8 protein-coding genes are annotated in these 11,922 nt (G+C 54.6%); all 8 read left to right on the plus strand.

All coding sequences use genetic code 11. From position 1 onward, the window contains the following. The first annotated feature begins 70 nt into the window (after positions 1-70). Complete coding sequence (locus ACFFT4_RS14450) at positions 71-1,066, plus strand: ABC transporter substrate-binding protein (protein WP_378048721.1); 996 nt, start codon at positions 71-73, stop codon at positions 1,064-1,066. A 22-nt stretch (positions 1,067-1,088) separates the two neighbouring features. Continuing rightward, entirely contained in the window at positions 1,089-2,423 is a 1,335-nt protein-coding gene (locus tag ACFFT4_RS14455; RefSeq protein WP_378048723.1) for an NtaA/DmoA family FMN-dependent monooxygenase, read from the plus strand. A gap of 2 nt (positions 2,424-2,425) precedes the next feature. Continuing rightward, positions 2,426-4,102, plus strand: coding sequence for a helix-turn-helix domain-containing protein (locus ACFFT4_RS14460; protein ID WP_378048725.1), 1,677 nt, complete (start codon positions 2,426-2,428; stop codon positions 4,100-4,102). Positions 4,103-4,188: 86 nt separating this feature from the next. Continuing rightward, complete coding sequence (locus tag ACFFT4_RS14465; RefSeq protein WP_378048727.1) at positions 4,189-5,949, plus strand: Rieske (2Fe-2S) protein; 1,761 nt, start codon at positions 4,189-4,191, stop codon at positions 5,947-5,949. Positions 5,950-6,188: 239 nt separating this feature from the next. Then, the gene (locus ACFFT4_RS14470) at positions 6,189-8,420 is read left to right on the plus strand and encodes a hypothetical protein (protein WP_378048729.1); all 2,232 of its coding nucleotides are present in this window, start codon (positions 6,189-6,191) and stop codon (positions 8,418-8,420) included. A gap of 22 nt (positions 8,421-8,442) precedes the next feature. Continuing rightward, positions 8,443-9,612, plus strand: coding sequence for a HEAT repeat domain-containing protein (locus tag ACFFT4_RS14475; RefSeq protein ID WP_378048731.1), 1,170 nt, complete (start codon positions 8,443-8,445; stop codon positions 9,610-9,612). A gap of 80 nt (positions 9,613-9,692) precedes the next feature. Then, positions 9,693-11,093: a glycosyltransferase family 2 protein gene (locus tag ACFFT4_RS14480; protein WP_378048892.1), complete on the plus strand. Its 1,401-nt coding sequence runs from the start codon at positions 9,693-9,695 to the stop codon at positions 11,091-11,093. Between the two features lie 11 nt (positions 11,094-11,104). After that, entirely contained in the window at positions 11,105-11,908 is an 804-nt protein-coding gene (locus tag ACFFT4_RS14485) for a response regulator (RefSeq protein WP_378048732.1), read from the plus strand. The last annotated feature ends 14 nt before the right edge of the window (positions 11,909-11,922 follow it).

Consider the following 11,922-nt stretch of genomic DNA (forward strand, 5'->3'; position numbering starts at 1 on the left):
TCTATTGTTTGCGGAATTCTCCATCCCTATAATTGATAATGATAATCGTTATCTACGAAGGAGAGTCAGAATGAATCGTTCAAAAAAACCGTTTGTCATTTTTTCGCTCATGTTAATTGCTGTACTCGTATTGTCCGCTTGCGGTGCGGCCAACGACAAAGAGAATGCCGCTCCAAGCGCTAGTGAAGCGGTGAGTACGCCGCCCGCCAGCGGATCGGAGGAGTCCAATGCTTCATCAACAAGAATCTATAAAGACGCGCTGGGGCGCGAGGTTGAAATTCCGGTTCAGCCGAAGAGGGTAGTCGCGCTATGGACGGTCGGCGAGATTCTGGCACTGGGGGAAAAGCCGGTCGGCTCTACGGCGAACCTGCTTCGTTTCTATTCCGCAGAGGATCAGGCGGACATCGAGATTGTAGGAGAGGGAGTCGCGGGGGACTATGAGAAAGTGCTGTCCTTGGAGCCCGATCTCATTATTATGTACGAGCTGGCTAAGCCGGAAGAACTGGAGCAGTTCGGCAAAATCGCTCCGACAGTGACAACGAAGTTCTTCGGAGACCCCTATGAATCGCTGCGGTCTATGGCCGATATTATGAATAAAAAGGACCAGGCGGAGCAGTGGATCAACGACTATAAAGTGCGCGTAGAAGAAGCCCGTAAAAAAACGGAAGCGTTAAAGCTGCAGGAGCAAACCGCGCTAGTCATTCAATTCGCGCTGAAAAACGTCTACATGTACAAGAGCGATACGTTCCCTACCGTTTTTGACGCCTATGGGCTTAAAGTGACAGACAAGCAGATTGAGTTGGAAAGCCAGCCAAACTTCCAAAAGGAAAGTCTCTCGCTGGAAATTCTGCCTGAGTTTGAGGCGGATCATCTGTTTGTCTTTATCAATGACGACGAATCCAGACAAGTTTTCGAAGACATGAAGAAAGAGGTCGTCTGGAAGAACCTTACTGCGGTGAAGAAAGGGCAGATGTACGAGATCAGCCACCGGATCGCGATCAAGGATGTGACCACTTTGGACTGGGCGTTGGACGAAGTGTACGCGCTATTGACCAAGTCCAAGTAGGCGAAAGGATAGGGTAAGCGAGATGACCGCTAAGCGCAAACAACTGAAATTGGCCACAACGCTTATCGCGCCGAGGGCGGCCAGCGGCGGATGGAGACACCCCGGCGCGGAAGCGTACCCCAACGCCCCTATTTCTTATTATGCCGAGCTCGCTCGTAAAGCGGAGGAAGGCAAGCTGGATTATTTGTTCCAGCCGGATCAGTACCGCGTATCGGCTACGACCGACCATGAGTTTCAGCATATGGTCAATGTGTGGCCGGAGCCGGTGACGCTGCTGACGGCGATGGCCGCTCTGACGGAGCGGATCGGCTTGGCGGCTACAATATCGACGACATACAATGAGCCTTACCATATTGCCCGGATGATGGCGACGCTCGATCAGCTGAGCGGCGGCCGCGCCTCATGGAACATTGTCCAGTCCGTCGGGGAGCTGGAAGCGCCGAATTTCAAAAACGATCATCGCCCCAAGCAAGAGGAGCGGGAGGCGCATTCGGTCGCATTTGTCGACATCGTTAAAGGATTGTGGGATAGTTGGGAAGACGAGGCGATTATCGCCGATAAGGAGTCGGGTATTTTCGCCGATCCGCGCAAGGTTCATGCTATCGGGCATGAAAGCAGATGGTTTTCCGTGAAGGGACCGCTGAATATCGCTCGGCCTCCCCAAGGGCATCCGGTGCTGATTCAGGCCGGTCAATCCGACAGCTTTAAGGAACGTGCCGCGCAAACCGCCGATGTGGTCTTTACGATGTTGAACGATCTGACGCAAGCGCGGCAGTTCTATCAGGATGTGAAGCAGCGATTATCCCAATATGGGAGAACCTCCGAAGAGCTGTTGATTATGCCGGGATTGCATCTGCATGTCGGAACGACAATGGAGGAAGCGCGGGAGAAGCAGCGGTATTTAACGGAGCTGGAGCGTATGGATATTCGGCTGGACCGGATTTCCCATCTGCTTGGCATAGAGGTTGCGGAACCTATGCTGGACGGTCCGCTGCCGCTTGCGCAAGAGGGCTCCGCTACGGCAAAATATAAACGAAACAAAGAGCTGGCCGATCGCGAAGGCTGGACGACCGTTCGGCAGCTTTATCAACATTTGGAGAAGAGCTTCGGACATTTGACATTGGTCGGTACGCCGGTGCAAATTGCGGATCGGTTGGAGGAATGGCTTGCGAATGAAGGGGCGGACGGTTTTACGTATATCCCGAATATTCTTCCGAGCGGCCTGGACGACTTGGTCGATCTCGTCATTCCGGAGCTGCAAAATCGGGGGCTGTTTCGCGAGGGGTACGAGCACACGACGCTGCGGGGCCATCTGGGACTGCCGCGTCCGCGAAATCGTTATGAAAAGGCTGATTAGCTATGACAGAATCGTTCGGCAGCAAGCGGATAGACTCGCCGCTGTTATTTTGTCTGGACCAAGCGGAGCGGCTGGTCTTGGCGCCGGAAGCCGCACAAGATTATGGGAACAGCAGCGATTATTGCTTGCTTACGGTTACCAAAGGCAAGGTTTGGGTCGCATCCGGAGAAGGAAACAGGCAATTGTCCAAGGGAGACAGCATAGTGCTGTCTCCCTCTGATCCGTTACGGATTACGGCGGCTGCAGACGGCTGCGAAGGCTACAGGCTCTCGTACCGGCTTGTTGAGCCGAGGGGCGCCGGTTATCGCACAACGCCTCCCTGGGAAGATTGCGGCAAACGTCCGTTTCGCATTAAGCCCTTCGCCCGACTGGCGGACGAGCTTGCGGAGCTGTACCGCAGCCTGAACGGAACGACGCCGATGGAGCAATTCAAGTCGCAGCTCTTATTTCAGCAGATGCTGTATCGCGTGCTGGATCAGTACCGTTCGACGGACGACGAAGGAACTTCGCTGGAGGCGGTAAACCGGTCGATCGCCTATCTTCAGACGCACTATGCCTCCGACTATACCGTCACTCAGTTGGCCGGTCAAGTCAATATCAGCGTCCGTCAGTATACGCGCTTGTTCAAGCGGATTACGGGCAAAACGCCCATCGATTATTTGAACGATTTTCGCATTAACCGCTCCAAGGAATTGCTGCTGCAGACGGATGATCAGCTCAGCCGAATTTCCAGCAGAATCGGCATCAAAGATGTACATTACTTTAATCGCCGTTTCAAACAAACGGTAGGCTGCTCGCCCAAGGAATATGTAAGGAAACGTCAACTCGATTCTAAAATCGTAACGATGCATTATGCGGGTGAAATGCTGGCGCTTGGCATGAGGCCGATCGGCACGCTGGATGTCACTTTGGAGCAGCTGCAGGAGGACATCGCCGGCATCGTCAGTATAGGCGAAACAGAGTACAGGACAAGCGAGCTTCTGGAGCTGAAGCCGGATCTGATCGTGGCATCCGACTTTATGTCCCGCGAGCAGCTCACCCATCTCGAAACTTTGGCTCCGGTGATCGTCGTTCCTTGGGATACGCTGCCGATCGAGCGGCTGAAGCAGATTGCCCGCGTCTTGGGCAAGCAGGACGAGGCCCAGGATTGGTTCGATCGCTATACGCGAAAAAAACAAGCGGTGCAGAGCTGGTGCAAGGGACGGTTGAAGCCCGATGAGACGGCTGCGGTTCTTAGGCTCGACGAGCAGAAAGTATGGGTGCATGCGTCGCGTTTTTTTCCTGTATTTTACGATGTAATCGGATTTCGTCCCTCTACTCTTATGAGTCTTACAACAGAGCGGAACGCCGAGAATAGACGGGTGGAGGTTCCATTCGATCGGCTGGCAGAGATAGAAGCGGATCGGCTGTATGTCGTAGAGGGCAGAGAAAAGGAGTTTAAGCGCTGGCTGGAGGAGCTGGTTCATACGAAGGGCTGGAACGAATTAAGCGCGGTTAGAAACAAACAAGTGTATGTCATCCGGCAAAAAGGCGTGTCCAACAATGCCAGCAGCCTGGAGTGGCAGCTTGATCAAGTGGAGCAATTGCTCGGAGACTCGTCTGCGGAGCCGCGAGCCGGCGGTTTTTTTGCGGGGAACATCCGTAATGTACGCAAGCAAGGGCAATCCATTCCGGATTAACACGCTCATTGGTATTGTTTCCTATTTCTTATTAGATTAGAATTAATATAAATAAGGATTGAACCGAAAACGAAGGAGGAAAAGCAATGCGAACAGAGGATTGGATTTCCGCCGGCACGCTGGAGCAACTGAAGTCGGATGGCGCTAAAGTCATCAAAGGGGGAATCGCCGTATTTGCCCATGAAGACGGGGCGGCGGCCGTGGACAATCGCTGTCCGCATCTCGGTTTTCCGCTTCATTTGGGCAGTCTCTGCGACGGAATATTGACCTGTCACTGGCATCACGCGCGGTTTGACGTCTGCAGCGGCGGCACGCTTGACCCTTGGGCGGACGATGCGCTGGCTCATGACGTCAAGATCGAGAACGGGGAAGTCTGGGTCAACGCAGACTCGCGACAAACGATGAGCATCGAGAAGTTAAATCAGCGGCTGCGGGAAGGCCTGGAGCAGAATATCGGCATCGTTATCGCCAAAGCCGTCGTCGGCCTGATCGAAGCGGGCGTATCCGAGGATGAGATCGCGAGAATAGGCATTCTGTACGGAACGTCGCAAAGCGACGGCTGGGGCAGCGGTCTGACCATTCTCGCCGCCATGCGCAACGTGCTTCCGAAGCTGGATAAGCAAGGGCGTATTCTGGCGCTGTACCACGGCCTGGTCCATGTGGCCCGCGCCGGAGCCGGCCGCGCTCCCCGCCGTCTGCTCGGTCCGTTGCCGTCCGCGGGCACATCGGCCGAGCGGCTTGCCGATTGGTATCGCAGCTGCGTGGAGGTGCGCGATTCGCAAGGGGCGGAGAAAGTATTGCTAACGGCCATTGCCTCCGGCAGCTCGCCCGATCGGCTTGCGGAGATGATGCTCGTTGCCGTCACCGATCATTTCTATCTGGATGGCGGGCACACGTTCGATTTTCACAATAAAGCGTTCGAAACGCTCGAAGCGATCGGACCGGATGCGGCCCAATTCATTCTCGCCGCGCTTACGCCCCTGATGAGAAACCCTTCGCGCAGCGAAGAGCAGCATCACTGGCAATCTCCGGTCGACCTGGTCGCGCCGCTGAAGCGGGCATTCGAGCGGCTGCCGCGCGATAATTCGCCCAGTCAAGCCGCCGTTCTCGACTCGCCGTTCGATGAAGGCGCTTTCGTGGAGCGACTGCTTGGCGACAAGCCCCTTGCCACGATTCAGCTCCTTTCCGACGCGCTGCAGGGCGGCATCGCGCCTGCCCGGCTGGCCCGTCTGATTGCTCTGGCGGCCGCGGAGCGCATCGCGCGCTTCCATACCCAGAACGACTTCGGGGATTGGCTGGCCGTCCTGCATACGTTCACTTATGCCCATGCCGTTCACGAAAGACTGCTGCGCTCGCAGGAGCCGCTGCTGTATCGGGCTTTATTTTACGGGGCGATCGCGATTTATCACGACCGTTTCCTGAACGTGCCGCGCGCTCCGAAGCCGAAGCAGGACGAGTACAAGGCGGGCATCGCCGAAGCGCCGACGGACGACCTGCTGTCGCTGCTGGATCGGCGCCAACAGGTGGAGGAGGCGGCCGGCTGGGTTGCCGCGTACCTGGATTCCGGCCGCGATCATGCGCCGCTGCTCAATACGCTCGGCCACTGTCTGCTGCGCGAAGACGCGGAATTCCACTCCTTCCAGATGTACGAGGCCGCTGTCGCCGAATACGACCATTGGCGCGCCTTAGAGGGGACCGAGGCGTTAGCCGGCCGCGCCGCGAACACCATGCTGATCGCATGCACCCGCTATCTGGCCGCCCATGCCCCGACGGCGAGAGAGATGCCGCATACGGCGCGCATCGCCTGGCGGCTGCATCGCGGAGAGCGGTTATTCGAATCCGAATAACGCGCCCGTAAACCTGTCAAGGCTTCCGCGACAAGCGTCAATTCGCGCTCGCGATTTTTAAAATGAGTTAATGTTGCAGTTTGTAGGCTTGAGTCGCAATTAAAAGCTATCTCCCGCTCTTTTACGGGGAGATAGCTTTTGCTTTGATACGGGATTCGAGAGAGGAGCTTCCTACTATTATTAAAGTTCTAAAAAATAATTAATGCCGTTCGGGCAGGGGGATGTGCTAGATTAGTGCAATGAAAAAGTTATGGAAAAACGGCTTTGTCAGACTGGGGCTTGTTGTCGTCATCGTGGGCGGAGCGGTCGCTTATTGGCTGATGCCGCCCGTGGCCAAGGTGGAAAGCGCCGAGATCGGCAGCGGCGCCAAGGTGAAATTCAAAACGAACGGAACGCAAATCGAACAGTTTCAAAATCATACATGGAACGCTTATTTTGCCAAAGGGGTGAATATGGGGGCTGCCGTTCCCGGGCATTTCCCCGGCGAGCTGGAAATCGCGAAAGACGATTATATGCGATGGTTCGGAATGATTCAGGAGATGGGCGCCAACGTCATTCGCGTGTACACCGTCCTGAAGCCGGAATTTTACGAATCGCTGGTTCGATACAATGCGAAGCATCAGGATAATCCGCTGTTCTTCATTCAGGGAGTATGGAGTCCGGAAGAACAGCTGATCGAAGGCCAGAACGCCTTTGATCCGAAAGTCAAACAGAGGTTCGAAAAAGAAATTCGCGAGGCCGTAGAGGCGGTGTACGGAAATATCGATCTCGAAGCCGAGGCGCATTCCGGCAAAGCCAGCGGGAAATACCTCTTTAACGCGGGGCCCTACCTCATGAGCTGGATCGTCGGTACGGAATGGGATCCCGTGATGGTGGTCAAAACGAACAAGAACAATCTGGACGTCGCGGATTATCAAGGCGAGCACTTCCAAAGCAAGCCGGAGGCCAGTCCCTTCGAGAAATGGCTGGCCGAGATGGTCGACATTACGGCCGCAACGGAGGCCAAGCATGGGTGGCAGCATCCGATTGCCTTCTCGAATTGGGTGACGACCGACCCGCTCGAGCATCCGGGCGAGCCCTTGGTCGCCGAAGACATGGTCAGCGTCGATCCGACGCATATCGCGGCGGTCGATTGGGAGGCCGGTTATTTCGCCTCCTATCACGTGTACCCGTATTATCCGGATTTCTTTACCTTCGACGAATCGTTCCGGACGATGACGAACGATAAGGGGGAAGCGGACAGCTACAAAACCTATCTTCACAAGCTGAAGAAATACCATGACGAGATGCCGGTTATGATTACCGAGTTCGGCGTTCCCGCCTCGCAAGGCATTGCCCATACGGGCATGCTGGGCCGCAATCAGGGAGGGCACGACGACAAGGCGCAAGGGGAGATGGACGCGGATATGTTCCGCCAGATCCACCAGGAGGGTTACTCCGGAGCGATCCTGTTTACTTGGCAGGACGAATGGTTTAAGAAGACATGGAACACGATGCACTACGACATTCCCGACCGGCGGGCCTATTGGTATAACGCGCTCACGAACGAATCCCATTTCGGCGTACTCGGCATGTATCCGAGCAAAGACGATGTCATTCACATCGACGGGGATGCGGCGGACTGGAACAAGCTTGACGACGGGGATAAGACAAAGCTCGACTTGCGGATCGAAGGATTTAACGAGATATGGGCCGCGCATGATGAAGGGTATCTGTATCTCCTGCTCGATTTATCCGAATCTTTGGATTTTTCCGATCAATCGATCTACCTGGGCTTCGACACGCTTCAGGGAGGCAACCGCCACGCGCCGCAGCTCCAAGGCAAAACGCTGGACGAAGGCCTGGAGACGTTAATCGAGCTTGGAAACGAGGATAAAGGGCGAATAATGATCGCCTCCAATTACGACTTCCATACCCGGTACTATGGCCATCTGTCGAAAATATTGGCTTACGATCCGCAAGAGCTGCAGGACGACAGCGGAATCTTCAAGCCCTGGAAGCTGGTCGTGAATTATTTGCTCGAGCACCCGGACGCCCGTTTCGAGCATCCCTTCGGCGATATCGAAGTCGGGGATTTGCAGAGAGGAACGAGCGATCCGCAAGATCCGAATTATAATTCCAAGGCGATGTGGCAGGTCAAAGACAACAAGCTGGAAATCCGTATCCCGTGGATGCTGCTGGGATTCAGCGACCCAAGCTCGCTCAGCGCCATCAGCTATACGGACACCGGAACGAAGGAATTCGAATCCGTGAAGGTCGAGGGCGTTCGCCTGGTTCCCTGGATCGTCCGCACCGACTCGAAAGAAGCGATCGGATTGGAAGGCAGCGCCCCGTATCCGGTATCGAAGCTTCCGGTGTACACGTGGGACCGGTGGGAGGATATCGACGTCGATTATGTGGAACGCCCGAAACAAAGCTATTACGCGATGCAAAAAGCGATGCGCGAAGTAAATCAACCGGTATCCGAGTAACGATGAAGGAGTGGCTCTATTTGTGTATATCAACCTCGAAGTGGCGATCAAATTTTTATATGCGCTAATTCTAATGAACGTGGTATTCGCCGTCGTGGTGTATGCCATAAAACTCAAAAATCTAAGAAGAGCAAGAACGGAACGCAGGTTCGAGACCAAGATCAAGGATTATCTCACTTATGTGCTGATCCATATCGAAGGAACGGAGCCGTTAAACGTTCCGCCGTTTTCCCTGAACAAAGTCGAACGGGAAGCGCTGCAGGAACGCCTGAGCGAGATGATCGAAAACTTTGCCGGAGCTCCCCGCGACAAATGCATCGAGCTCTGCGAACGAATGGGACTGGTGCGGCGCCATCTCGATCGTCTGAATAAAGGCTTCTATTCCGCGAAAATCGATGCGGCGTATCATCTGGGCGGCATGAGAGTCCGGGAGGCCGTTCCGGCTTTGCTCAAGCTTCTGCGAACGCATAAACGGAATTCTTCCCTCTTCGTCGTCGCCCGCTCGATTGCAAAATGCGCCCGGGACGAACGGGATGTCGAGGAAATGACGGAGATTCTTCTGAAGCATAACAAAGGCTTTTACGATCTGCTTGTCGACATCATTAAAGAAGCGGACATCGATCACGGGGCACTGTTCGCCGATTTCATTCAACGGGAAAGCTATGAATTCATCCAAATCGGTCTGTGCGGATTGCAGGAGTACACCGAGCCTACGGTGGCATCGGCCGTCTATCGTCTCCTCGATTCCCCGGACCGAGCCATTCAACGCAAAGCCGTAGAGATTTATCTGAAATCCGTCCATTTTATTCCGAGAAACGTCGTTCAAAGGCTGCTTCGGCATTCGCTGGACGAAGTGCGCGTCCTTGCGGTCCAAGCGGTCGTCGATCTGAAGCTGGTGCCGTATATCGATGTCCTGAGAAGCGCCTTAATGGACGAGAGCGCACGAGTATCCGCCGCGAGCGCAAAAGGGCTGCTGCTGCTCGGAGAAGAAGGAGCCGCCCAATTGTGCGGAGCCGCCGTACAAGCAAGAGGGTCGGAGCGGGGGGAATATCTCCGAACGCTGATCGAGGAACAGATTCAATCGCTCTCGGATCGGCTCCACGACCCGGACCGGCTGACGCAATACAATTCGTTGGTCTACCATTACGACAAAGCCTTCGACGAGAACAAACGAATCTATCGCGTCGTGTAGCCGGCAGGTTGAGGCGAAAGCTTTAGGAGGAAACCGGGATGAGGATATTCGACTATTATTTGCAGCGAATCGTTGACTTCTTGCGCGACTTTTTATTGGGATACGGCTACTTTGCCATGTATTACGCCTTGGCGATCACGTTTATTTATTTCCTGATCTTCGCTTTATCGATCCGGCATATCTCTCCTCTTCAAAGAGGGATTCGGTACAATCGCATACGGAAGCTGTCCGGCTCCGAGCACCTGCCGCCGGTGTCCTTGTTGGTCCCGGCGTACAACGAAGAGGTTACGATCAAAGAAAACGTACGATCCTTATTGGCCTTGAACTATCCGGAATACGAGGTCATCGTCGTGAACGACGGCTCCAAGGACGATACGGCCCGAATTATGATCGAAGAATTCCGGCTCCGGGAGATTCGTCCTTTCGCTGCCCAACATACGAAGACGGAGAAGGTCAGAGGCTATTATCACAACCCCGACTATCCGAACCTGTATTTCATCGATAAAGAGAACGGAGGGAAGGCGGACTCCTTGAACGCCGGAATCAACCTTTCCCGTTACTCCCTGATTTCTACGATTGATGCGGATTCGCTGCTGGAGAAGGATGCTCTGACCCGCATCGCCAGAGTGTACATGGAAAATCCCGAAGAGACCGTGGCCGTCGGAGGCAACGTCCGAATCCTCAACAGCTGCACGGTAGAGGACGGGAGGGTCAAGAACATCAGATTCCCCAAGCAATGGTGGCCGGCTCTCCAGAGCGTGGAGTACATCAAAGCCTTCTTGGGCGGTCGGATCGGCTGGAGCGCTGTTAACGGATTGATCATCGTATCGGGCGCCTTCGGCGTGTTTCAGAAGGATAAAGTCATTGCCGTGGGCGGCTACCGCGGCGGATACCCGGGCGAAGACATGAACATCGTCATCAAGCTGCACCGCTACTGCCTGGAGAACAAAATTCCTTATCATGTCGCCTTCTGTCCGGATGCCATCTGCTGGACGCAGGCTCCCGATACGTACCGGATTCTAAGCAGCCAACGAATGCGTTGGGGCCGCGGCAACTTGAAGAACATGATCGAGGAAGGCATTCATATGGTTTTCCGTCCCCGGTACAAAGTGTTCGGGCTGCTCACGCTTCCTTATAATATTCTGTTCGAAACGTTAAACCCGTACTTCCGGCTGAGCGGCTTGCTTGCCATGATCGGCTACTGGCTGCTGAACATGGCGGACTGGAGGACGGTTGCCGTGTTTATGCTGGTGAATTTCTTCTCCTGCTTCATTTTGAGCCTTGGCGCTTTATTCATCGAGGAAAAAGCTTTTAGTCGTTATCCCAAGCTGAGCGATCTCCATAAAATGATGCTCTACTCGGTCCTTATGTTTTTCGGTTATCGTCAGATCGGCGTACTGTGGAGGTTCTTGGGACACATCGACTTCTTCCGCAACAACAATTCGTGGGGAACGATGGTTCGAACCAATTTTAATAAATAGGAGTGGAGAACATGGCCGTCGTGATTCGCAACAGCATCCAGGAACTCACGTTGCAGCTTCTGCAATACATTCATCGGGGGATCGCGAAGGGCGGTTCGTGCGGAGTCATTCTGGCTCCATGCGCGAAGCTGAACTCCGGCATGCTCGAGCAGGCGCAAGAGCTTATGGGCAACAAAGAAGCCTCATCTTCGGCTCAATTGTTCTATGACGATTCGAATCAGGTTCTATGCGCCGTATTCGAAGGCGGAACCTTGGGCAGCACCCATTATGCATCGCTTATCTTAAAGGATTTTCTCCAGCCCCAGCATCTGCTGCAAGGGCAGTTGAAGGTGTCCGGTTTTCCGGAGAGCGCCCAACCGACCGAGTCCGCAATCGCGGACTTCATTCAGCAGGCGATCCGCAGCAGAGGGGACGCCGTCGACATTCGCTTTCTTACGGCTGCCGAAGCTGCGGCTTCCGTGCTGATTGCCGATCCCGACGATATCGTTCGCCAATTCATCAAGATCCGGCTGCAGTTAAAGGGGTATCGCGTCTATGAGGCCCAAGACGGACAAGAGGCGTACGAGCTATTCCTTGGACGGCTGCCGGACCTCGTCATTACCGAACTGAATCTGCCTATTCTGGACGGGTACCAGCTCATTCGCAGCATTCAACGCCATGAATCCGACGAAGGCAAGGTGATCGTGCTGACGGACAACCATCTTGCGGATAACAAGAGCCGCGCGTACGAGTCGGGGGCTGCCGATTATGTGACCAAACCGCTGTCGATCTCCGAATTGGAATGGAAAATCAAGAGACTGACCGGGACCCATTAACTTGCGAATTCGAG

The organism is Cohnella cellulosilytica, assembly GCF_042431195.1.
In the GTDB taxonomy this organism is placed as follows: Bacteria; Bacillota; Bacilli; order Paenibacillales; family Paenibacillaceae; genus Cohnella; species Cohnella cellulosilytica.

Coding starts and splice junctions, on each gene's coding strand:
- ACFFT4_RS14450 (WP_378048721.1), top strand. CDS start 71: ATGAATCGTTCAAAAAAACCGTTTGTCATTTTTTCGCTCATGTTAATT.
- ACFFT4_RS14455 (WP_378048723.1), top strand. CDS start 1,089: ATGACCGCTAAGCGCAAACAACTGAAATTGGCCACAACGCTTATCGCG.
- ACFFT4_RS14460 (WP_378048725.1), top strand. CDS start 2,426: ATGACAGAATCGTTCGGCAGCAAGCGGATAGACTCGCCGCTGTTATTT.
- ACFFT4_RS14465 (WP_378048727.1), top strand. CDS start 4,189: ATGCGAACAGAGGATTGGATTTCCGCCGGCACGCTGGAGCAACTGAAG.
- ACFFT4_RS14470 (WP_378048729.1), top strand. CDS start 6,189: ATGAAAAAGTTATGGAAAAACGGCTTTGTCAGACTGGGGCTTGTTGTC.
- ACFFT4_RS14485 (WP_378048732.1), top strand. CDS start 11,105: ATGGCCGTCGTGATTCGCAACAGCATCCAGGAACTCACGTTGCAGCTT.